Source organism: Hymenobacter arizonensis (assembly GCF_900115775.1).
In the GTDB taxonomy this organism is placed as follows: Bacteria; Bacteroidota; Bacteroidia; order Cytophagales; family Hymenobacteraceae; genus Hymenobacter; species Hymenobacter arizonensis.
The window spans coordinates 470,965-494,393 of the sequence record NZ_FOXS01000002.1 but is presented as its reverse complement, the minus strand read 5'-3'; the positions used below and the strand labels follow the sequence as shown (position 1 = coordinate 494,393).

Here is a 23,429-nt window from a genome sequence, read left to right as displayed (position 1 = left end):
TCTAAGGTGATAAGGTCCTTCGCTCTGCTCAGGATGACAACCGGCGCACGCGAGATGCTTCGGCAAGCTCAGCATGACGGCCTTTTGGCTTCATATCATCATTCTGCACGTCAATGAAAAATCTCTCCTTATTTCTGTCTACTACGTTGCTTGCTATGTCGCTCACCGCCTGTAACAAGTCCGATAACACGGCTGATACCGCAGGTGCCACCGCTACTTCAGCGGTTCCCGCCAGCTACTTTGCCACCACCGAAACTGGGGTGCAGGACGGCGGCGTGCAGGTTATTCCCATCACCACACCCAAAGGCAAGTTCAACATCTGGACCAAGCGCTTCGGCAACAACCCCAAGGTGAAAGTGCTGCTGCTCAACGGCGGTCCGGGCGCCACGCACGAGTATTTCGAGTGCATGGAAAACTTCTTACCTAAGGAAGGCATCGAGTTTATCTACTACGACCAACTCGGCTGCGGCCGCTCCGACGACCCCAAGGACACCTCCATGTGGAGCCTACCGCGCTACGTGGAGGAAGTAGAGCAAGTGCGCCAAGCCCTCAACCTCGACAAGACTAACTTCTTTCTGCTCGGCCATTCCTGGGGCGGCATCCTGGCGGCCGAGTACGCCTTCAAGTACCAGCAAAACCTCAAGGGCCTCATCATTTCCAACATGATGATGAGTTGCCCCGACTACGACCGCTACGCCAAGGAAGTGCTAGCCAAACAAATGAAGCCCGAGGTGCTGGCCGAAATCCAGAAGATTGAGGCCCGGAAAGACTTTGCCAACCCCCGCTACATGGAGCTGCTCGTGCCCAATTTTTACACCGAGCACGTTCTGCGCCTGCCCATAGACAAGTGGCCCGAACCCGTGAACCGCGCAATGGCCAAAACCAACCAGTCACTCTACGTCACCATGCAGGGCCCCAGCGAATTCGGCATCGCCGGCAAGCTGGCCAACTGGAACCGCGTCCCCGACCTGCCCAAGCTTACGGTGCCGGTCCTGTCCATCGGCGGCCAGTATGACACCATGGACCCCGAGCACATGCGCATGGTGGCCCAAAAGGTGAAAAACGGCAACGCCCTCATCTGCCCCAACGGCAGCCACATGAGCTTCTACGACGACCAGCAAACCTATTTCGCCGGCCTGATAAAATTCCTGAAATCGGTAGATGACGGTTCGTTTAAGGCCGGCACTACGCTGTAACCCTAAGCTTTTGCCGCAAAGCCGGAAGCCCAGACGCAACCCTGACCGGTCATGCTGAGCGTAGCCGAACCGCAGGTCGCCGCAGGCAAGCATCTAGCTCGCTTCGTTGCTAGACGTCTGTCATGCTGAGCTTGCGAAGCATCTTATCGCAGCTGAACGAATCGTTGAGGCGTGAGAAGATGCTTCGCAAGCTCAGCATGACAGGTTTGGGGTAGAGAGGCTTGCCTACGGCGACCTTCGGTTCGGCTCCGCTCAGCATGACGTTCCATTAACTCAACAAAAAAAGGCAGCCCACTTGGGCTGCCTTTTTGGTTCTAAGTCAAAAGCGCTTACAGATGCGCAATCCGGTCGACTACGCCGTCGGGGTCGTTCTTCACGCTGCCGCTGAGGGTAAACGATTTGCCGCGCAGCAAGAGTGCGCCGGCCATGTGCGGCGTGGCCATGGAAGTACCGCTGATGGTGTTGTAGCCATCGCCAATCCAGGTTGACCTAATGCTCACGCCGGGCATGCAGTAGTCGATAGGCGGGTTGCCGAAGTTCGAGAACGAAGCCCAGCTGTCGTTAATGTCCATGGCCGAGATGGTGAAAATGTTGGCGCCATTTACCCGAGCCGGAGAGTTGAGCGCGGCATTGCCGCTGTTGTTGCCGGCGGCCAGGGCAAACAGAATGCCTTTGTTCGACGCATTGAGCACGGCATCGTCGAGGGCCTGCGAGGCACCGCCGCCCAGGCTCATGTTGGCCACGTCGCCGACGCGGCCGTTGGCGCCCACGTAGTCGACCCCGGCAATCACGCCGGAGGTAGAGCCGCTGCCGGCGGCGTCGAGCACGCGCACCGCCACCACGGTTGCGTTGGCGGCCACGCCCACCACGCCGTAGGTGTTGTTTATGGCGGCAATGGTGCCAGCCACGTGCGTGCCGTGGCCGTTGCCGTCCTCAGCCGAGGTGCTAGAGCTCAGGAAAGAGCGGCTGCGGGTCACGTCCACGTTCAGGTCGGGGTGGTTCAGGTCGATGCCCGAGTCGATAACCCAGGCGGTTTTGCCGGTGCCATCGCCGTAGCCTACCCGGGTGATGCCATAAGGCACGGTTTGGGTGCTGGGCGTGGGGGAAGGGGTAGGAGTGGGCGTGGGAGTCGGCTCAGGAGCTGGCTCCTTCGGGCCTTTCACGGGCTTGCCCAGCGATATCATGCGGTCGGCTTCTACGTAGCTCACTTGCTCGTCTTTTGCCAGCTCGGCGGCTTCCTGAGGCGTTAGCTTGGCGGCAAAACCCTTCAGCACGTGGCCGTAGGCAACACCTACCGCTTCGGCACGCAGGCCACGGCCGCGTAGCAGGCCCTGGGCTGATGCTCTCACCTTCCGCACCTTGTCCTCATAGTTGTCGGTGGGCGAGGTAGCCACGGCGCCATCCTTCAGCACTACAATGTATTGGCCGGGAATGACGTCATCGGGGCGGGCATCGGCGGTGGCAGCGGCTGTATCTACTGAGCTGGTCGGCGCGACTGTGTCGTTGGAGCAACCCATAAAAACGGAAGTGCTGGCCAGTAGCGAGCCACTGAGAAGCCATGAAGCGAGGCGGATGTTCGGGAAGTGTTTTTGCATTATGTGAACTATGTGGAACAAGATAAAGAAACACAAAACATTGAAAACCTAGGCTTGAAAGTATGAAATCGAATCCTCGAAAAATTATGCTCAGCACGCCAGTTAAGTGAGTTTCAAAATTCTACAGGAGTGACAAAAAGCTGCCTTTTAAAGCCTAGGTTGCAACAGTGGACGCCCAACTAGCATGCTATTAGAATAATTCCCCGCCTTTAATTATGACGTTGATTTTGCCGAAGGTTAGTATCATTAATTGTTTTAATACAATTTGAAATCGTTCGATTTCCGTAATTTGAGCTGCTAGCACATGATGAAAATATTGCGCTCAAGCTGAAATAAAGATGTTCAAATTACCAATCCAAACTGAAGGCATAGGACCAAAAAAAGCCACCCAAGCCGAAGGCATTGGGTGGCATGGCAAGTACAAGCGCAGTCGCCGAGTTAAAACGGCACGTTTACTTCGGTCGGCAGCGGGGAGCGCCGTCCGCCCGAGACGCCCGGCTGCCAGGTTGGCCCCTCGCACACTATGCGCAGGGCCTCGGCATCGTAGTCGTCGCGCAGGCCGCGGGTCACTTTCAGGTTGCTGAGCTTCCCATCGGCTTCTACCACGAAACTGACGCGGACCGTGCCTTGGAGGCGTCGGGCACCACTTTCCGGCTCAAAAGTCGAGGCCTCGCGGCGGATATAATCGCGCAGTGCCGGCGAGCCACCCACTGGCGCAGGCTTTATGCTGGGTGAGACAGGCATGGGCGCAGCCGTGGCCCAGCCCGTGGCTTTGTCTGTGGCAGCCAGCGCCCGGGCTTGGGTCATGGCCACGCGGCCGGCTACGGCTTTCGGGCGCGCAAAAATGGTATCGGCAGCTACAGACTTCGCGGCTAAGGTGCCTTTGGAGTCTTCTATTGCGGTGTTAGCCACGGCGGGAGGGGCCGGAGCTTCTTCCAACACAGTTACTGCTTGCTGGGTAGTAGCCAAATCGGCCAGGTCACTTGCTATGGGCGCGGCAATGCGCTCGGAGGGCGCCTTGCGGGCAGGCCTGCTTCGCTGGGCTGCTCGTGGGGTAGCTAAGCGAGTCCGTTTGGTTGGTGTTGCCACCGCGTAGTCTGCCGCTTGCTGTTTCTCAGGAGTGCTGGCGGCAGCAACTTCTGGCGGGTGTGCCGTGGGTGCTGTTTCGGCAACGGGAGCGGGCTCTTTCGCCACCATTGGCTGCGCAGTCTCGATGCGGGCGGTGGGGCCAGTAGGGGGGCGCTGCTCCCAAGTCCAGACGCCGGTGGCTACCGCTCCCAGCAAGGCCGCCGCAGCCGCCAGCCGCGGCCAAGCCCAGCGGGTGCCAGCGGGCCCGGGCGCGGGGATGCCAATGCGCCCGTGCAGACGGGTGCGCAAAGCAGTCACGGCCTGGTCGGTGGTGGCGGCGTCGCTCATGGAGAAGCCGTCCACCAAATCGGCGCACCGCTCGCAGTCGAGGGTGTGTGCTTCAATGCGGTGCTGCTCAGAGGGAGCCAGCGTGCCGGCCGCGTAGGCGCGCAGCTCCTCCGTGGCCGGGTGAGGGCCAGGGGCGGGCAGCGGAGCAAAAGGCGAGTCAGCGGGCAACATGAAGCGGGTTGTTAATGGGCGCGGGGGAGGGGGCGTTCGAAATGGTGGCCTTGGCCGGTGGTGGTGGGTCGAGCTGGCGGCGCAGCATGCGCTTGCCGTTTTGCAAGTGGCTACGCACCAGGTTCAGCTCCAGGCCGGTTTCGGTGGCGATGTCGCGGTAGCATTTCTTTTCGAGGTAAAACAATTCCAGGCAGCGGCGCTGGGCCGCCGGAAGCTGCGCCAGGGCCGCTTCCATGTGTTGGAGGCGGGCTTCGGCATCTTCGGCGTCCTGCATGGCCGCACCTTCGTCAACCAGATGCCGGGCGCCGGCGGTTTCCACATCAACGGCGTCGGGAAAGGTGAGAATGAGCGGTCCGGCGCTGGGGCCGGCGCGTTTGCGGGCGCGCAGCTGCATCAGGCAGTGGTTGCGGGCGGTGGTGTGCAGCCAGGCGGGGAAGTTGTCGGGCGCGTGAGTGCGCAGAGCCTTCACCAAGTGCTCAAACAGCTGCATCACGGCGTCCTGGGCGTCTTCGTCGGGCGGGGCCAGGTAGCGGCGGCACACGGCAAACGCTTCGGGCAGGTACCGGTCGTAGAGCAGGCCCAGGTCCGCCACCTCGCCGTGCAGGCGGTAGCGGGCCAGCAACTCCTGGTCGGAGAGCGGCGCGGCAGCAGCGGGCGAAGAGCGGCGGAAGAACATGGGGGAGGGAAGATAGCGCTGCCGCTAATTTTTTCGCTCGGCGGTGTGCAATCGGCGGGTGGGTCGCATCAGCTAGCCATAGTTCATTCCCAAACCCTGCTGCCATGAAAAACCTCTTGCTTCCGGCGCTGCTCGCGCTGCTGGTTTCGGCCCAAAGCGCGTCGGCCCAAACATCTCCACCTGCCCCCGCGGCCCCGGACACCCTGCGTAGCCAGCTGGTGCGCGGCACGGTGCGAGACAAAGCCACCGGCCAACCCCTGCCCGGCGTCACGGTGCTGGTGAAGGGCACCACCAACGGCATCTCTACCGATGCAAAGGGCGCTTATGCCCTGACGGTACCGCTGGCGGCGCAGGCCACGCTGGTTTTTTCCAGCATCGGATACGTAACCCGGGAGCACGCCGTGGGCCGGGCCCGCGTGCTGGACGTGGTGCTGACAGCCGATGCCAGGCAGCTCAGCGAAGTGGTGGTAACGGGTATCACCATACGAGGCGTGAGTTCCGTTTCCGGTAGCGTGAGCAATGTGCTGGCCGGCAAGGTGGCCGGGGTCATGATTAGTGACAAAAGCCGGCGCAGCAGCCACGCCTCACCCCGCCTGTCTCACCCAGCCCGCGAAGAAGCCGGCGCCGGCGATACCTACGCTACTATCAAGGAAAACGCCTTTTTCGAGGTGAAGAAAGCGCCGCTCAGCACGTTTGCATTGGATGTGGACAATGCCAGCTACACCAACGTGCGCCGCTTCCTAAACGAAGGCCAGCTGCCCCCACGCGACGCCGTGCGGGTAGAAGAAATGCTGAATTACTTCCGCTACGAGTACGCCGCGCCGCCCGCCGAATCGCCCGACCCCGTGCGCATCAGCACCGAGCTGGCCGTGTGCCCCTGGAACACCGCCCACCAGCTGGTGCGCATTGGCGTTCAGGCCAAAAAAATAGAGACCGCTAAGCTGCCGCCCGCCAACTTGGTTTTCCTTGTCGATGTATCGGGCTCCATGTACGGCCCCGACCGCCTGCCGCTCGTGCAAGCCGGCCTGAAACTGCTAGTGAAGCAGCTGCGGCCTCAAGACCGGGTGGCGCTGGTGGTGTACGCCGGCGCGGCGGGCCTGGTGCTGCCGCCCACGCCCGGCTCGCAGCCCGAGGTCATCCTCGATGCCATCGACCGCCTGCAGGCCGGCGGTTCCACCGCGGGCGGCGCGGGCCTGCGCCTGGCCTATGCCACGGCCAAGCAGCACTTCAACAAAGACGGCAACAACCGCGTCATCCTCGCCACCGATGGCGACTTCAACGTGGGCGAAAGCAGCGACCGGGCCATGGAGCAGCTCATTGTGGACCAGCGTGAAAGCGGCGTGTTTCTCACAGTGCTCGGCTGCGGCCGCGGCAACCTGCGCGACTCCCGTATGGAAGCCCTGGCCGACAAAGGCAACGGCAACTACGCCTACCTCGACAACCTCGACGAAGCCGCTCGGGTGCTGGTGGCGCAGTTTGGCGGCACGCTCTTCACGGTGGCCAAAGACGTGAAGCTGCAAATCGAGTTCAACCCCGCCCGCGTGGCCAACTACCGCCTCGTGGGCTACGAAAACCGAATGCTGGAAGCCGAGGACTTCAACAACGACCGCAAAGACGCCGGCGAGCTCGGCGCCGGCCACACCGTGACGGCCCTCTACGAAATTGTGCCCGTAGGCAGTTCCCAGCCCTTGGTCGACAAGCTGAAGTACCAGGCCGCGAGCGCCGCCCCCACGGCCGGGCAACCTGCTACCGCGGAGGTGATGACCGTGAAGCTGCGCTACAAGCAGCCCCACGGGCTCAGCAGCAAGCTCCTCACTCAGTCCATCACGGGCGCGCCGGCTGCTATCGCCAGCGCCTCGCCTGACTTCCGTTTTGCTGCTGCGGTGGCGCAGTTTGGGATGCTACTGCGCCAAAGCGAGCAGCGCGGCACCGCCACCTGGGCCAGCACCGAAGCGCTGGCCAACGGTGCCCGCGGCACCGACGCCGACGGCTACCGCGCCGAGCTGGTGCGCCTAGTGCGCCTGGCCGAAGGCCTCAGCGGCAGCAAAGCCGTGGGAAAGCGGTAGCGCGGCACTTTCCAAATAGTGTTGATTGAGCAACACAATTATCCCTAGACTGACGAGACCACAAAATAAAAAAGACCCCGCCGTGGAAACGGCGGGGTCTTTTTTATTCTCTAACAATAAGCTTACGGGCTAACCAAGTTCAGGCTGAGGTTGAAATACAGCGGGTTGGTGAGCGTGTTCTTGAACAGCTCGGGCTCCGAGCCCAGCGTGCTGGAGCGCTCGCCGGTCACGTTTTGGTTGCGGAAAGCGTCGTTGCGGTAGTTGTAGCGCAGGCCGGCCTGGGCCGACAGCCACACAAAGCCCGACAGCTGGCGCTCGTAGGTGAAGCGGGGCTTCAGCTCGCCGCGGCGCAGGTACACCTCGTCGGCGCCAACCTTGCCCAGGTAATAGGTGTTGCCTTCGAGCTCATAGCCAAATTTCAGCAGTGCGTTCGTACCGAAGTTGCGGCGAATCTCGGCGCGGGCTGGGAAAATGACTTCGCAACCCCACTTCGGCGAGAAGGTGCGGTTGTAGAGCAGCACCGGAATGTAGAGCAGCTGTCCGGCCCGGTACGTGCGGCTCAGACCCAGGCCCCACTGCAGGTTGTCGTTGGGCTTCCAGCCGTAAATGCCGGTGCCACTAAAAGTGAAGGCCTCGCTCTTCACATCGCTGAAGTTCCGGTAGTTGCCGTTGGCATCGAGGTTGAACTGCAGAATGAAGAAGTGCTTGTTGTCGAAGGGGTTGAAGACGGTGGTGTTGATGCCCGTGGTGCGCAGGCCGTCTTTCAACTGGTTGAAAAACGGCGATTCGGTATTGGCCAGGTCCAGGCCGGTGTTCCAGTAGGTGAGGCCTACGTTAAAGATGAAGTCATTGCGCGAAATGACCGGCGCGTTGAAGGCCAGGCGCATCCCCCGGGCCGAATTGACGCGGGTTGCGGCCGACGTCGTATTGTTGGGCAATGGGCCGACAGAGGTCAGGTCGAAGGGCAGCTGCGCCTCGTAGCCTACCGAAATCAGCTTGGTGGGGGTGAGGTAGAGCACCTTTTGGGTGTTGTAGTTGCCGCCGCCCGTGCCGGCATCGCCAAACTCGTCGAAGTTGTCGTCGCCGGCCGGGGCCGAAGTGCGGGTGGTGTCGGTGACCTGCGCCGCTGCGGGCGTCAGGGCCAGCAGGCAGGCAGCAAGTGCGTAGTAGCTATATTTCATGCAGCAGGTGGGATGGTATGGGGTGGGAAGATACAGCTAAAAAGCATTGTCCCGAGCCACTACCCGTTGGGGGCAATAACTCGGGAGCTTGCTTAGCGGCACATAGAGGCTACTTTTTCACTTGGCGCTTCCATACGTCGGTTCGCCCGAAGAGCGAGACGCCGATGTAGCCACGCACTTCCAGCGTGTTGGGGTCAACCAAAGTCATTTCGCAGCTGTAGTCGTTGCCGTTTTTGGGGTCGTAGATTTTGCCGTTGTCCCATTTGTTGTCGCCGGCAAATTTGAAGTCCCGCATGTTCTCCAGGCCTTTAAGAGAAACCTTGCGCTTGCTCTCGTCGGGGTTGTTCACGTCGGTACGGGGGGTGCCATCGGGGTTGTTGGGCACTTTCAGCCACACCAGGCGGCCAAAGTACTTGTCGCCCTTCTTGAATATCTGAATCATGCCGGTGCCCTCACCGTTTTTCCATACCCCGAGCACATCGTCGGGGTTGGCAGCGGCCTGGGCCGAGAAGGCAGCCATTACTAGGCTAAGGAGCAGGACGAATCCTAGAAAACGTTTGGTCATGGTGGGATTTAAATGAAAATGTGAGAAAGCAATTAAAAGCAAATGTATACAGCGAAGTCACCCAACCTAAGAAAATTTTCACTTGAAAACCGATTTGTGATGCGCGGTTAAACTACTGCAGCGCTTAAGGTACTAGAAAGTGGCCAGCTCTCGGATACCAGGGCGCAGTCGCTGCCACGGTTTCGGAGGTCAATTGCTCCGTGGTTGGTTGCTAATAAGCTGTTTTGCAGGAATCGTACCAATTATGAGCAGCCGTGCCAGGAGGTGATTTTTGTTAAAATTTGTCCCTTTATCCAGGGCTGATTTTTAGTTTTTCGCACTTTGAAAATGCGCTTATTTGCGTTAGTCACGGCTTTTGAGCTTGGGATAGATACTTGGTCATGCTTGGGCTTGTAAACGGGCTGACCATAGTTTTTTTCTCGCAGGTAGGGCTGGCTCCTGTTGTGGGTACGGCTGTGTCAAGCCGCTTCTCAAGCGCTGCTGAACAATGTGTGCTGCGATGATAAGATGCTTCGTGCCTGACCATGACAGACGCGGGGCGGATGGAGCGACATGTTTCGCTGCACTCGGTCTGACCATTCAAAACCAGAAAGGCCCCACCGTTGCAGCGGTGGGGCCTTTTCAATAAATTATTTCGGATAATGACCCGAGCAATAAGTGAACTTCTATAACTGAGATAGGATGGCTGATAATCAGCAGCGGGGATTAGAAGGAGTAGTTCAGGCCCACTTTCACTACGCGGTTCTGGGCGTCGAAGCGCCTGCCGGAGTCGAGGGAGGAGAGGCCGTAGTCGTAGCCTGCACTCAGGCCGAGGCCGTTTTCGAACTGGTAGCCCAGGCCACCCACGGCGGCGAAGTCGACTTTGCGGAGCTGATTGGAGAGGTCGAAGTCCTGGCGATAGGCGTTGAAGCCGAGGGCACCAGCTTCGACGCGGGCCTTGCCGCTAACCAGGAACGAGGCCTGCGGACCGGCGTAGAGGTAGAAGCCGGGCGTCACGAACACCTTGGCGAGCACCGGTACATCGATGTAGGCTAGGCGGGCCGTGCCCGTGAGCTGCGTGTTCAGGAAGTCGAGGGCTGGCACGGGCACCCGGCCTCGCAGCACGGTGCCTTTTTCGGAATACGTGATGCCGGGCTCAATGGCGAAGCTGGGGCCTAGCGGAAGCGTGGCGTAAAGGCCCGCATAGAAGCCCGGGCGCATTTCCCGGCTGATGGCGCCCTCCGGCAGATAACCGGTCAGGTCGGTGAAGCTCTTCACGGCGTCGCCCTGCACATCGGCCAAGTTGAGGCCGCCGCGAAAGCCGAAGCGGACGCTGGAGTTGCTGCCAGTGCTGGCCGGAGCTGAATACGATGGTTGGGTGCGAACCGGCGCGCGGCGCACTGGTGCGGTGCCGGCTGGCCGGGGCGATGGCGCCGCTTTGGGGTTGCCATAAGCATCGCGGGCACCCTGGGCCGAGGCTGAACCGGCAAAAGTTGAAATCAAAAGGCAAGCCGCGGCCAGGCCGCCCGAAAGGCGTGAAATTTTCATGACCAGAAAGAATAGAGGAGTGAGAGGAACCGGCCTGGTTGGTAGCGGGCTCGGCGCCCGGCTACTGGCCGATGCAAGGGTATATTACAAAACCGTGCCAAAGATTTGGCGTGGGTGCCGCCTCGAATTTGCCTCGCTCAGGTAATGCCGACAACGCGTTGAAATTTACCCATTAATGCTGCTTAAGAGTCGACCAATCAATGGCCTTAAAAAACCAAAAGCCAGGCCACCCACGCAAGGGAGCCTGGCTCTTAGCCAGATCAAGCAGATAAATTATTCGTGCACCAACCGCCGGGTGAAAGATGACCCAGTGGGCGGGGTGAGCCGCAGCACGTACACGCCAGCTGCCAACCCGCGCAAATCCAGGGTTTGGCGCAGGGCGCCGGCTGGGGCTTGCAAGGTTTGTTGGCGTACGGTCCGGCCCAGCGCATCAATGAGCTCTATGCGCACGGGGCCAGCGGTGGCCAAGTCAGCCGATACCGTCACGACGTCGGTTGCCGGGTTGGGGTAGGCTGTCCAGGCGGCGGTAGCATCGTGCCGAACTAGAGTTGCTGTGGCTAAGAATACCGTTGTGGTGGCCGTGTTGGTAATCACCGGTTCATTGTAGTCGAACACGATGCCCGCCTCATTGGGAACAATCTCTCCCACGGTTAGGGTAGAGCGGGGCTGCACCCGGAACCGCACAAAGCCCTGTGACCCCATTTCGTCGGCGCTGCTTTCGGGTAGGTTGATGTTGGGAAAGCGAACGGTAAGCAGGCCATTGCTGGTGAGGCTCCAAACGCAATTGTGCGACTGCGCTATCACCAGCAGGGAATTTAAGTTGAGCTTGCGGAAATCCAGGGTATCGCTGAGAATGACGGTAGTAGCCGATGCCGTGCCCAGGTTCTGAAAATGGATGGTGTAATCGAGCGGCTGCTGTGCCGTGACCTGCGCTGGGGTAAGGAATTCGTAGTTTACCTCAATGCTGTTGGGGTCATAAGGGCCCACTACGGTTTGGGCCAGGGCAACAGTGTTGTCGTTGGGTGCCACGTCGCCGGTGACTGGTGCGGCTGCCGTTGTCGTCAGGGGCGTGGCCAGGGGAATTGTCACGGGTAGGCTCCAGAGTACGTCGTAGTTCAATTGATTGAAGGGTGCCAAGGCCCCGTAGTTCCACCTGATGACCTGACCTGAAACAGTTCCGCTGGGGGTACTCCTTATGTATTGCGCCAGCGCGTCAAGCGTGAGGGTGACCGAACCAGCCGGTAGGGTAGTGGTGCCCACGTTTTCCAGGGTGAGGCGGTATTGGGTGGTCTCGCCTGCCCGAGGCAAATTATAAGGGGTGAGGGTGATGCGGAGGTCGGGCAAGTTGGCAATGGGCGCAATGCCAAAGTTTTGCCCGGACACCAGCTGGTTGCTGCCGCTAAAGCTCCCGGTGTAGGCTCCGCTGACAGGCTGCGACACGGTGTAGTGCGCAGGCAAGGAGCCCAAGCGTAGGGTGTAGGCCCCAGGGTCTGCATAGACTTGCAGCACCCCGTCGGGCCCTACGGGCGAATATATTGTGGCAGTGCCCTGCTCCAGCACGCCAGTAGTTTGACGTGGAAATACGCCCTCGCCGCTGTCCTGCACACCGTTGGCGTTTGCATCGAAGTACACGTTTCCGCGCAGCGTATTAGCGTATGCGTTGAGCCGGGCCACGATGGCCCCTGTGCCCACGGCGGTTTGCGCACCCAGTTGAACAGCAGGCAATGTCACCGCATAAGAAAAACTAGACGAGCCCACTGGGTACATGTTGCCTTGCGCGTCGCTGCCCATTCCGGTTGGCACGAAATAGGGCGTGGTAGCGGCTGGCTGGGGGACATAAGCGTCGGCAGTTACCCATTGGGGCAGGCCTTGGTCGTTGAAGTGTACGAAGTTGAAAGGCGCCCGCAAGGTCAGGGTGCCCACGGTCACGAAGCCTTGAACCACTACAGTTGGGCCACTGGAAGTCACAGTTAGCAGCCGGCCGCTACTGTAACCGCCTCCTGGCGTAGCTGTGCGCACCCATTGCAGTGCCCCCGCCGCATCGTATTTGAGCAGCATAAAGCCATTGATAGTCGTGCTGCCCACCTGAAAGTTGCCGGAGGCTTCACCTGTAGCGTATACGTTGCCGCTGGCATCAGCTGCCAATGCCGCGATGCTGGCAGATGCCTGTTGAATAGGTGGTAGGCCAGTGCCTACTAGCCGGCTCCATTGGTGAGTGCCAGCGGCGTCGAAGCTGCTCACAGTACCATACTGCAACGTAGTGCCTGTGAGCAATGGAGTGCCGGTACCAGAACCCAAGTAAAGGCCCGTGGTATCGAAGAAGCCGCTTATTAGGCAGCCACCAGCCGGTTTCGGACCGAGTTTTAAATAATTAAACGGCGTAGTAGTCGACGTTCCGTGCACGACTTGCACCCACTGGATAGCTCCACCGCCATCAGTTTTGAACACGTAGTTTTGGGAAGCATCCACGAGCGTACCTCCTACGGAGCTGGCGGTTCGCACGGTTCCGCTCACGTAGGCGTTGCCGGAAGCATCTGTCACCACGCTTTCGTCTCCGACGGTATATGAATAGTATGGTACGGGTAGGGAGTTGCTCCACTGCAGCGCGCCATTTGCCGAGCATTTAGCATAAAAGCTGGCACCGGTCGCGGTGGGTACGGGCGCGCCATCCCAGGTGCCACCGCCGTCGTTGACCGCAACGACAAAGACCCCACCCGCGACATTATCGGCGGCTAAATGAGGATTCGAAATGTTGACTAACGGTTTGGCCCACTCCAGACGGCCCGCTAAATCATATTTAACCACTGCCAGCGCCCTCTGGCCCGGAGCAGTGAGCTGAATAGTGCCAATCAGAACACTGTTAGTGAAATTGACAATGATATAGGTATTGCCCGCCGCGTCGGTAGCGCTGGCCTGAGCCCGCACATAGGCGGTGTCGACGGTGCCGCCCGCAACCCTGGCCCAGGCAAAGGATTGAGCCCACAACTCGCTGCGTGAGCCCAGGAGCAGTAGCAGCAGCGCAAATAGAAAGCGGGGGTGCAAAATTTTCATCAGCAGTAGGAAATGATGGATGGGAAGGGTGCCATAAGCGTGGCCGTGCGTCAGTAGTAAATCCGCTCCGTGCCGGCCGGGCCACGGGTGCTTGCGGTTTCACTGTTGCAGACCAGCCATCCGTAGAAAAGGCTGCTGATACTTTTAACTATTTATTTATAGTCCGAATCGAACCCCGAACATCAGGCCCGTGGCCACGGGCTGCTGCCGCAAGCCGGTTTCGGCTTTATAAACCGATAGGGCCTGCCAGCGCATACTGGGCGCCACGCTCACGCTGAGGCGATTGGTGAGGGCATAGTTCAGGGCCAGGGAGCCAGACAAGCCCAGGTTTAGCGGCCGGAAAGGCCCGCTGCCCGCCCGGATGCTTTCGGTGCGGAAGTTCTCGCCATCGTCGGTTACCACCTGTGTGCCGCCGAGGAAAAACTGGAACTGGGCACCCGCCGCCACATCGGTCCACCAGCGCCCGGGGCCCATAGTGAGGCGGTAGCGCAGGTGCACCGGCACCGTGAAGAAGCGGTAGTTGGACTGCAGCTGCTGGGAAACGATGGCTTCTCGCTTGCTGATGAGCGGCGTCGTCGTCCGGTTAAATAACAGGAAGTTGGTGCGTTGCACCACGGTGGTGTAGGACGTATCGCTGCGAGGCACATAAATGGTATCGTAGCGAATCGCCCCGGGCCCGGGCACCGGGACAAGCTGCCGTATGTAGACAAGCCGAACGGTATACGTGCGGCTGGTGGTGGTTTGGGTATTAGTGCTGCTCGTGGTGGCGGTATCGTAGCGCACTTGCAGGTTCGTGTTTTTGGTGGTCAGGGCCAGATTAGTGCCGAAGGTGCTGTAGCCCACACCGCCGCCCACGCTCAGGCGCGGCGTGAGGCGGTATTCGGCCATTAGGGCTGCATTGATGCCTGCCCGGCCGGTTTCGTGGTTGCGGCGTAAGGCCGTGAGGCTATCGCCATTGCGGCCTTGCAGGCCGAGCGTGTTTTGCTCCGGAGCAGCCGTGAGCAGCAGGCTCCAGCGGTTGGTTAGAGGGCGGGGCCGGGCGGTGTCGGGGGCTGGTGATGGAACGGCAGGCGGAAGCGATGCGCCGGGCGCGTCGCCCAACGCCAGCAACGTGCTATCGGTACGCCGATGCAAGCGGAGCAGCTCGGCCCGCTCGGCCCGCAAGTTGTTGAGTAAAGCGGTACGGTCTCCCGTTGGCGGGGCCCCGGGTGCAAGCGTGGTGATGCTAGGGAGTTGAACTAGGGTTTGGCGCTCAAGGGCTGCCAAGGTGCGTAAGGTAGCCGGCAGCGAATCATTGCCGGAGGTCGAAGTTGCTGCCTTACTGGAATCCGGTGTTGCTGCCGAAACTGAAGTCGCGCTTGTTGTAGCAGCTGTTGCGGTGGGTGAAAGCGGAATGTTTTGTTTCGCCACTGTAGGGACAGCAGGATTTAGCGAAGCTTTATCTTCTAAAACTGAAGAGTTAGGAACTAGGCTGGATGATTGGGATGAGGACGCAGTTATACCACGCAGCTTTGCTATGTCTGTCCTCCGTGGTTGCTGAGGTAGAACGGAAGGAGAAGCTGATTGTCGAACCTGAGCAGTGCCTCTTTCAGTCAGCAGTGAGTGGTTCTTGTCGTCATTAGTAGTGGTGCTGCCGGTTCTTTCTCCTTCCGACTCAGTTTTTACAGTTGTGGAAGTTACAGAGTGTGCACTAGTCCGTTCCGCATTGTGCGAGGCACTGCCGCGCGGCAACAGCCACCCCAGCAGCCCCGCCAACAGCGCCGTGAGCCCAAACAGCAATGGCAGCGGCACCGGCCGACGGCGCACCCGCAGCATCGGGGCCGGCGAAGCAGGTATCCGCTGTTCGATACCGGCCCAAACCTGTGCGCTTGGGGTTAGGTCGAAATCTTCGAATTTATTGCGCAGGGACTGGTCGAGGCGGTCTTCTTCCGGTTCTTCCATCATGATTTCAAATAGCTGTTCTGCCGCTGGTGCAGCAGGTGAAGTTGTTTGCGGGCCTTGCTAAGTTGGGCCTTCGAGGTGCTGACCTGGATGCCCAGCAGCTCCGCGATTTCGCTGTGATTGTAGCCGTCCACGGCGTAGAGGTTGAGCACCAGCCGGCAGCCGTCGGGCAGTTGCTCCATCAGGGCCAGCACCTCGGCCACGTTGAGGCGCTCGAGGGCGCTGGAGTCGGCGGCGAAGGGCTCGGGCACATCGTCGAGCAGCAGTTGCTTGCGGCGGTGCTGCCCGCTTTGCCAGTTGTTGAGGGCCGTGGTGACCACAATGCGCCGCAGCCAGCCCTCAAATGAGCCCTCGGCCCGGAACCCACTGAGGTGCGTGAATGCCTTCACGAAGGCATCTTGCAAAATGTCTTCGGCCTCTGCCGCCGAGTGTACATAGCGGCGAGCCACGCCCAGCATGCGCCCGGCGTATAGTGCGTAGAGTTGGCGTTGCGCCGCCGGCTCGTGGCGGTGGCATCGGGCAAGCAGGTTGGCTAGGTCAGCGGGTGGAGCTGGCATGAAGGCAAGGTAAGCCCGCACAGGTGGCAGGTGCGGGGCAGACAAGCCGCAGCCCACAAAGGCTGCCGCAACCCGTAAATATATTTCACTTACTCTCAGTTACCTGCTGTAATTCAGCTATACTGCTCATAAAGTGGTTTGCGAGAACGAGGTAGAGACGCGATATTTTGCGTCTCCGGGACAGCGACATTGGGTTGTTTTATTCAAGTCGTTCAACGACGAGACGCAACATATTGCGTCTCTACCTCCGCCAGCCGATTTTCGCATTCCACTTCGCGATGCGTATAATTAAAATTTACAAGCCAAACCGGTCCAGTAACAACTCCTTGTACTGCTTGCCAATGGGCAGCTGGTCGGTGGAGTCGTATAGCTCAACTTCGTTTCCGATGATGGCCTTGATGGCATCCAGGCGCACGATGTAGGATTTCTGAATGCGGATAAACCGGTCAGCCGGCAGCTGGTCTTCGATGCGGCTCATGCGCAGGTAGGTGACCACGAAGCGGTTTTTGAGCACGATGCGGATGTAGTCGCGCAGACCTTCGATGTAGTAAATCTCATCGAAAAGCACGCGCTGCAGCGAGTTGCCTTCCTTCACAAACAGGAACTGGGGCGCGGGCGTGGCCACTGGCGCTGGCTTGCTGCCTAGCAGGCTCACGGCCTTGTTCACGGCCTTCATGAAGCGCGGAAATGAGACGGGCTTTACCACGTAGTCAAGCGCATCGAGCTCGAAGCCTTCGAGGGCGTAGTGCGGCGAGGCGGTGACGAAGATGACGTAAGGCGGGTTGGGCAGCGAGCGCAGGAACTCGATGCCGTTGACCTGCGGCATGTTGATGTCGGAAAACAGCAGGTCGACGCGCTGCTGCTGCAGTACCTCCAGCGCCTCGAACACGTGCTCGCAGCTGGCTACCAGGTTCAGACCGGGCAGTTGGGCTACGTAGCCTTCGAGCAGTTCGCGGGCAAAGGGCTCGTCGTCGATAATCAGGCAGTTAATCATGCAGCAAAACGGTGGAAGCGGGCGAAGGACATAGGGGAGAAGTGGCGTTGGCCAGGCGCAGCGTGAGGGTTACCTCGTAGGCCTCGGCTGTTTGGGTGATGGCCAGGTGGTAGTCGGAAGGGGCGTAGTGCAGAGCGAGGCGCTTGCGGACGTTGGCAATGCCTACGCCGCCCACTTCGCGTCGCGGGGCGCTGGGGCTGTAGCTGTTGCGCACCGCGAAGTGCAGCTGGCCCTGGGCCACGGCCAGCTCAATTTCAACCCACGAGTCGTCGAGGCTGCTGTCGATGCCGTGCTTGAAGGCGTTTTCGACAAAGGGAAAAAACAGCAGCGGCGCCAGCTCGCCCGTGGCACCGGGAGCTGGCGGGCGGTAGGCTATGCGCACTTTGGGGCCGTAGCGCAGCCGCTCCAGCTCCAAATAAGACTCCAAAAAAGCGGTTTCCTTAGCCAGCGGCATGAGCGGGGCGTTTGATTCATACACGGTGTAGTGCATGAGGTCGGCGAGGTGCCGTACGATGGCGGGCGCGCGCTCGTCCTGCTTTATCACCAGGGTGTAGAGGTTGTTGAGGGTGTTGAAGAGAAAGTGCGGGTTGACCTGCGCCTTGAGAAAGTTGATTTCGAGGTTGAGGCTTTCGCGCTGCAGGCGCAGGCTGCGGTTGCTGCTCACCAGCAAAAACTGGATGAAGCGCACCAGCAGCGGGGGCATGATGATGACGCTGAAATCGAAGAGCCCGATGCTGACGCCGTACCAGCTTAAGACGCCGGTCCAAAGGCCTTTGTCGAGGATGCGGTAGACGTAGCTCTGGGTTTTCGGCACCAGCGCATAGGCATCAACCAGCAGGAAGAAGCTGTAAGAAATCAGCGCCCAAGTGTAGTAGATGGCCACCACGCCCAGCACCGTGAGCAGCCAGCGCCGCCGGAGCAGCAGCCGTGGCAGCACTACCCCCGAGAAAAAGTAAAAGCCCACGATGGCTGCTACCGTATCCTTCAGGGCAAAACCCCAATGTATGAGCGGGTCTTTGCCAAAGCCACCCGCATACACCGAGTGCCAATAGAGCGCATACAGCACCCAGAGCGCCACGTGCACCGCCACTCGCACGCGGGGCGTGTATTTCGGTCACCAGGCCCTCGCAGTAGAGAGGCTATCCGTCATGAAGCGTCAGCTGAAGGCGAAGGTGAACCCGCAAGGTGCCAGAAGCTTCCTGCAGTTGCAGGTCGTGCCGGCCGGCGTACTGCAGCTGCAGGCGACGCTGGGCGGCGAGCACGGCCGCCTCGGTGGAGTAGGGTAGGAGAGAGGTTGGGCCCAGTTCGCGGGTGAGCACCAGCGTCAGTTCCTCGGCCCCGACGTACACCGTGCTGGTGATAACTACCGGGGCTGCTACGGTTTCGAGCCCGGCGAATAGCCGCTCGTAAAACGGGTGGAGCAGCAGGGGCGCGAGCTGCTGCCAGGCGGCGGTGCCCGTTACCTCGTGGGTAATGCTGGCCGTGGGGTGGCGCAGGCGTTCGAGGGCGAGGTAATCGTCCAGAAATTCCAGCTCCCGGGCCAGGGGCACGCGGTCGGCGTCGGTTTCGTAAAGGGTGTAGCGGAGTAGGTCGGCCAGGTGCAGCACCACGTCGCCGGCCCGGTGGTCGCGGGTCCGGGTGAGGCCGTGGAGCTGGTTGAGGGTGCTGAACAAGAACTGCGGGTTAAGCTGGGCCTTGAGGTAGCTGAGCTCGAGGCGCAGGTGGTTGCGCTCCAGGGCCAGGCGGCGGCGGTCCACTATTAGCGCGTAGGCCAGGAAGCTCACGAGAATGGGGAACAGCGTGGTTGCCAGCACTTCTTTGGACAGGTCGACCAAGCCCGTGATGCTACTCAGCTGCTTCCAAGGCCCCTCTGGGTAGTAGTCCAACAGGTGCACCCGCAGGTCGGAGGTGACCGGGAGGCGAGCCGTGATGAGTTGAATACCCGTGTACCACCAAAACTGGTAGGTTAGCAGCAGCAGCAAGCCGCCTGCCAGAGCCAGCACGTAGCGCCCCCGCAGCAGCCAGCGCGGAATAATGAGGTAAACCAAACTGTTGAAAAGCAGCACGGCAAAGCCCATTTCCAGCAGCACCAGCGGCCACACGGGGGTGGTGAAATTGAAGTTGGGCCGGTTGTTCCAGGCGAAGTAGAACGCCGCCAGCAGTACCCACAGCAGCACCTGCATGAGCCCGGCGATGGCACCGTTGCTCAGGCGCGGCCGGTAGCTGGTAGAAAGGGGAGGGGCTTCGGGCATGCAGAAAGTGCGGCGCGGCGCGCACTTTGGTGGTGGTAGAGGTGGCTTTGGTCGAAAGAACTTTTGGCTGGGGAAGCCGGGCCGGTACTTCGGTCCAGATTCTTCCCTGCCCCAAATAAACCACGCAATGACTGCTTCGCCCCGCCCCCGGAAATTGAGCATCGCCCTTTTGCCTGCCGCCCCCGCCTACCGCGTGGTAGCGCTGCTGCTGGTCTGGCTGTTGGCCACCACCGGCGCCCTGGCCCAAACCACCCTCACCGGCCGTGCCCTCGACCAGCAAAAGCAGGAAGCCTTGCCCTTCGCCAACGTGGTGCTGAAAGCCACCGGCCCTGAAACCAAAGTGGTGCAAGCCGTGCTCACCGATGAAAACGGCCGCTTCACCCTCCCGGCCGTGAAGCCCGGCAGCTACGAGCTGCAGGTGCTGCAGCTGGGCTACACGCCTCATACCCAGGTCGTGCAGGTAGCCGCCGCCACGCCCGCCCTCGACCTGGGCACCATGGCGCTGCCCGCTGCCGCCCAGCGCCTCGACGAAGTAGTAGTGATGGCCCGCAAGCCCCTGCTGGAGCAAAAGCCCGACCGTGTAGTGATGAACGTGGACAACAGCCTGCTGGCCGCCGGCAACAGCGCCTACGACATCCTGGCCATGGCGCCCGCCGTGCAGCTCGTCGACGGCCGCCTCACCTTCCGGGGCAAGGGCAACGTCCTCATCCTGCTCAACGGCAAGCGCCTGCCTCGCGGCACCAGCCTCGAAACTGTGCTGGCCAGCCTGCCCGGCGACCAGATTGAGCGCATTGAGCTCATCAGCAACCCCTCGGCCAAGTACGACGCCGACGCCACGGGCGGTGTCATCGAGATTTACACCAAGCGCAGCAAAGAGCTAGGCTGGACTGCCAATGTGGGCGCCAACTTCCGCCAGGGCCAGCGCACCGGCGCCGGCCTCACCGGCGGCCTGCGGGTGAGCAGCCCCAAGCTCGACTTCGCCGCCAGCGGCAGCTTCAGCCGGCGCGAAGGCTTCGAGCGCGGCACCGGCAGCCGCACGCTCTACGAGGGCCGCCAGCCTGCCGCCACCCTCGGGCAGGTGCGCAACCTCAACAAAGTATCGCGCGACGGCAGCTTCAACAGCAGCCTCAACTACCACCCCAGCGCCCGCACCACCGTCGGCTTCGACGTGGATTGGCTGCCGGGAAGCCTCGCTGGCGCCGGCATTGCCCGGGCCGACCTCGCGCAAGCCGCGGGCCTCACTACCAGCAATATTCAGGAAGAGGTAATGCTGAAACAAGCCTTCACCAACTACACCCTGTTCTACAAGCACACCCTCGACAGCTTGGGCTCCAACCTGCTGCTCAGCGGCAACTATGCCACCTACCGCAGCGAGCAGCAGCAGTCCTTCGACCAGGAAATAGCTGGCCCCGGCAATGCACTGAGCCGCGCCAGCTCCTTCCGCAACTTCATTCCGGCCACGTATCACATCTTCACCGGGTCGGCCGATTATGCCAAAACCTGGAACCCCACCACCCGCCTCGAATCCGGCCTTAAGTACACCGACACCCGCAACCAAAGCCGCCAGCTGGCCGAGAGCCTGCGCGATGGCGCCTGGCAGCCCGAGGCCCTCACACCATTTTCCCAGGTGGGCTACCAGGAGCAGGTAGCAGCCGGCTACTTCAACCTGAACCACACCATTGGCCGGCTGAGCCTGCAGGGCGGCCTGCGCACCGAGCACACGCGCTACACCGTGGTGAGCGGCATCGATTCGAGCTACTTCAACCTGTTTCCCAACGTGCGAGCCGACTACAAGGCCTCCAACAACTACACGGCTTCGCTAGGCTACGCTCGCAACATTCAGCGGCCCGCCTACGAGAGCCTCATTCCCTTCGAGCGGTTCCTGGATACCTACACCACCATGCGCGGCAACGCCTCCCTACGGCCCGAATACGCTCACAGCTTCTCCTGGAACAACCTCTACCAGAGCTACAGCCTGCAGCTGAACTACACCCAGACCACCGGGGCTATCTCATCGGTTTACCTCTACGATGCGCCCAACCTGCGCTTCGTCAACACCACCCAAAACCTCCGTCAGCGCCATCTGGCTACCGCCACGCTCACCGCGCCCCTCACCCCCACCAAGTGGTGGAGCATGAACAACAGCGCCAGCGTCATCTACCAGCAGCTGCGCTTCCCCGACCCGCTCGACGCCGCCACGCCCTACACCAAAAGCCAGACGAATTTCACCGCCAGCAGCGACAACACCTTCACCATCGGCAAGGGCTGGTCGACGCGGGTGTACGGCCTCTACAACTCCGGCTCCTTCGATGGCTTGTTTGATATTGGCCCCTATTCCTACGTGTCGGTGGGCGTCAAAAAATCCTTTTGGGAGAAGCGCGCCTCGCTCAATCTTACGGTGGTGGACTTGTTCTACCAGCTCAATCCCCGCGTGTCGTCCAGCGTGGTGCCCTTCGTGTCGTCGCAGCAAATGCGCAACGACACCCGCCAAGTGCGCCTGTCCTTCACTTACAACTTTGGTAAGACTGACTTGAAATCCAAGCGACTTGAGAATAACAGCAATGCGGCTGAGCGTGGTCGGTTGGGGATGTAGGTTGCTGATTATTCGATAAAGTAGAAAGGTGGATTTCGTTCAACGAAGCGCCTCACCCCCTGGCCCCCTCTCCGAGGGAGAGGGGGCCAGGGGGTTCTAGAACAGAATCGTTCGGCTCCTCTACTTTTTGGAGAGGGGGTCGGGGGCCGAACGTAGCTCCCACTAACTGAAAAGCAGGGCGGGTATTTGTCTCTATTTACGTCGATAGCGAGGGCCAAGTCCAACAAGTTAAAGTCGTGAAATGGCCTGACCCGATGCATGACGCTGCAGTGGTGGCCGCCGTGGGGGAATTGCCCCGTTTCACACCGGGCACACAGGACAGTAAGCCAGTATCCGTCACCTTCACCGTACCCGTCGAGTTTACTCGGTAAGGCCTTTCTGCAAAAAATAAGAGGTGGCTTGCCGAGAGGCCAGGACTTTCGGTTCCGGGCACTCTGCAACCCGCTCCCAAGAGAAACCGCCCGAAAAGCTCCGCCGTTGGCCGGGGCCTTTCTGCGTTTGACTCGACAGCAACCGGTCAAAAGGGGTTAACTTGCGGGTAGTATTGGCCTTCTCACTCAGATTTATTCAGTGTTTTTTTCCCTCCTGCCACGCCACGCTGTAGTGGCCGCTTCCTTGAGCTTGCTGGCCGCCGCTAGCCTGCCCGCTTGCCAAACCCGTGCTGTTGAAGGCGAGCCCGTCAACGGCGTCGCAGCCGATGGCGCTGCCGCCAAGCCTGCCGTTATCGACAGCGCCCAGATTCGGGCGCAGGTCGCCCGCCGCGACTCGCTGCTGGCCGACTCCATCATGAAGAAGAGCGGGCAACTACCGGGCGCCATCCTGCCAGGCAAGCGCATTGTGGCATTCTACGGCAACATTCGCTCGAAGGGCATGGGCATTTTGGGCCGCGAGCCCAAGGAGCAGATGTTCCGCAAGTTTGAGAAGGTGCTGGCCGAGTGGCGCGCCGCCGACCCCAGCCGGGGCGTGCAGCCCGCGCTGCACAACGTTACCATCACGGCCCAAGGCACGCCCGGCAAAGATGGCAAGTGGCGCCTGATGAACTCCAACGCCACCATTGAGGAGGTAATCAGTTGGGCCAAGGAGCACAACTGCATTCTGTTTCTGGACGTGCAGCCCGGCCACAGCACCCTGCAAGTGGAACTGCCCAAGCTAGAGAAGTACCTTAAGGACCCCATCATTCACCTCGGCATCGACCCCGAATTCTCGCTGTCTACCATGCCCGGCGTGCGCCCCAATCAGCGCATCGGCACCCTCGACGCGAAGGACGTGAACTTCACCGTGAGTTTCCTGGCCCGCATCGTGAGCGAAAACAAGCTGCCGCCCAAGGTGCTCACCGTGCACCGCTTCACGCGCAAGATGATTTCCAACTACAAAAACATCAAGCTCGACCCGCGCGTGCAGATTGTGATGCACATGGACGGCCACGGCGACCCCACCCTGAAGAAGGATTCTTACCAGCACTACATCGTGAACGAGCCCGTGCAATACACTGGCTTCAAGCTGTTCTACGAGTATGATGCCCGGCCCAAGCCCCACCACATCATGACGCCCCAGGAGGTCATCGCTCTCAACCCCTCGCCGCTGTATATTCAGTACCAGTAAAGGGTAGCGGCTGTTAATTCAAGTATTTGCCTGAGAACGGACGGTT

At 60.5% G+C, this 23,429-nt stretch carries 16 protein-coding genes and 1 pseudogene; 5 read left to right on the top strand and 12 right to left on the bottom strand.

The genetic code is table 11. The features are described from left to right. Positions 1-113 precede the first annotated feature (113 nt). On the top strand, positions 114-1,196 hold the full coding sequence (locus tag BMZ66_RS08440) for a proline iminopeptidase-family hydrolase (RefSeq protein ID WP_092671087.1): 1,083 nt from the start codon (positions 114-116) through the stop codon (positions 1,194-1,196). Positions 1,197-1,525: 329 nt separating this feature from the next. On the opposite strand, the gene BMZ66_RS08435 is transcribed toward BMZ66_RS08440, so the two are convergent. The 3 genes from BMZ66_RS08435 to BMZ66_RS08425 all read right to left on the bottom strand — a co-directional run bounded on the left by BMZ66_RS08435 (position 1,526) and on the right by BMZ66_RS08425 (position 5,054). Then, positions 1,526-2,791, bottom strand: a complete 1,266-nt coding sequence (locus tag BMZ66_RS08435) for a S8 family serine peptidase (protein WP_234795033.1) — start codon at positions 2,789-2,791, stop codon at positions 1,526-1,528. Positions 2,792-3,229: 438 nt separating this feature from the next. Then, a complete protein-coding gene (locus tag BMZ66_RS08430) occupies positions 3,230-4,378 on the bottom strand; it encodes a TonB family protein (RefSeq protein ID WP_092671084.1) in 1,149 nt (382 codons plus the stop codon). After that, the gene (locus BMZ66_RS08425) at positions 4,365-5,054 is read right to left on the bottom strand and encodes an RNA polymerase sigma factor (RefSeq protein WP_092671081.1); all 690 of its coding nucleotides are present in this window, start codon (positions 5,052-5,054) and stop codon (positions 4,365-4,367) included. The genes BMZ66_RS08430 and BMZ66_RS08425 overlap by 14 nt, the downstream gene beginning before the upstream one ends. Before the next feature lie 104 nt (positions 5,055-5,158). Here BMZ66_RS08425 and BMZ66_RS08420 point away from each other — a divergent pair, with 104 nt between their 5' ends. Beyond that, on the top strand, positions 5,159-7,120 hold the full coding sequence (locus tag BMZ66_RS08420; RefSeq protein ID WP_092671078.1) for a vWA domain-containing protein: 1,962 nt from the start codon (positions 5,159-5,161) through the stop codon (positions 7,118-7,120). Positions 7,121-7,242: 122 nt separating this feature from the next. Here BMZ66_RS08420 and BMZ66_RS08415 read toward each other — a convergent pair whose 3' ends face one another. From BMZ66_RS08415 to BMZ66_RS08375, 9 genes are all read right to left on the bottom strand, one after another. Continuing rightward, complete coding sequence (locus tag BMZ66_RS08415; protein WP_234795032.1) at positions 7,243-8,301, bottom strand: DUF6268 family outer membrane beta-barrel protein; 1,059 nt, start codon at positions 8,299-8,301, stop codon at positions 7,243-7,245. A 109-nt stretch (positions 8,302-8,410) separates the two neighbouring features. Further along, positions 8,411-8,866: a DUF2147 domain-containing protein gene (locus tag BMZ66_RS08410; protein WP_092671074.1), complete on the bottom strand. Its 456-nt coding sequence runs from the start codon at positions 8,864-8,866 to the stop codon at positions 8,411-8,413. A 705-nt stretch (positions 8,867-9,571) separates the two neighbouring features. Further along, on the bottom strand, positions 9,572-10,393 hold the full coding sequence (locus tag BMZ66_RS08405; protein WP_092671071.1) for a porin family protein: 822 nt from the start codon (positions 10,391-10,393) through the stop codon (positions 9,572-9,574). 273 nt (positions 10,394-10,666) lie between these two features. Further along, the gene (locus tag BMZ66_RS08400; RefSeq protein WP_092671068.1) at positions 10,667-13,444 is read right to left on the bottom strand and encodes a T9SS type A sorting domain-containing protein; all 2,778 of its coding nucleotides are present in this window, start codon (positions 13,442-13,444) and stop codon (positions 10,667-10,669) included. Between the two features lie 156 nt (positions 13,445-13,600). Then, positions 13,601-14,710 carry a hypothetical protein gene (locus BMZ66_RS08395; protein ID WP_143080115.1) on the bottom strand — a complete coding sequence of 370 codons (1,110 nt, stop codon included), beginning with the start codon at positions 14,708-14,710 and terminating at the stop codon, positions 13,601-13,603. A gap of 674 nt (positions 14,711-15,384) precedes the next feature. After that, positions 15,385-15,942: an RNA polymerase sigma factor gene (locus tag BMZ66_RS08390; protein ID WP_092672914.1), complete on the bottom strand. Its 558-nt coding sequence runs from the start codon at positions 15,940-15,942 to the stop codon at positions 15,385-15,387. Positions 15,943-16,237: 295 nt separating this feature from the next. Continuing rightward, positions 16,238-16,936, bottom strand: coding sequence for a LytR/AlgR family response regulator transcription factor (locus BMZ66_RS08385; RefSeq protein WP_092671062.1), 699 nt, complete (start codon positions 16,934-16,936; stop codon positions 16,238-16,240). After that, the gene (locus BMZ66_RS08380) at positions 16,929-18,032 is read right to left on the bottom strand and encodes a sensor histidine kinase (RefSeq protein WP_092671059.1); all 1,104 of its coding nucleotides are present in this window, start codon (positions 18,030-18,032) and stop codon (positions 16,929-16,931) included. The genes BMZ66_RS08385 and BMZ66_RS08380 overlap by 8 nt, the downstream gene beginning before the upstream one ends. 43 nt (positions 18,033-18,075) lie before the next feature. Then, on the bottom strand, positions 18,076-19,188 hold the full coding sequence (locus BMZ66_RS08375; protein WP_177204655.1) for a sensor histidine kinase: 1,113 nt from the start codon (positions 19,186-19,188) through the stop codon (positions 18,076-18,078). 127 nt (positions 19,189-19,315) lie between these two features. On the opposite strand from BMZ66_RS08375, the gene BMZ66_RS08370 reads away from it, so the two are divergent. The 3 genes and pseudogenes from BMZ66_RS08370 to BMZ66_RS08360 all read left to right on the top strand — a co-directional run bounded on the left by BMZ66_RS08370 (position 19,316) and on the right by BMZ66_RS08360 (position 23,383). Next, on the top strand, positions 19,316-21,781 hold the full coding sequence (locus BMZ66_RS08370) for a TonB-dependent receptor (protein WP_177204654.1): 2,466 nt from the start codon (positions 19,316-19,318) through the stop codon (positions 21,779-21,781). A gap of 185 nt (positions 21,782-21,966) precedes the next feature. Next, a pseudogene (locus BMZ66_RS26420) lies at positions 21,967-22,152 on the top strand (TonB family protein); the annotation flags it as partial. A gap of 199 nt (positions 22,153-22,351) precedes the next feature. Continuing rightward, positions 22,352-23,383: a hypothetical protein gene (locus tag BMZ66_RS08360; protein ID WP_234795031.1), complete on the top strand. Its 1,032-nt coding sequence runs from the start codon at positions 22,352-22,354 to the stop codon at positions 23,381-23,383. Positions 23,384-23,429 lie beyond the last annotated feature (46 nt).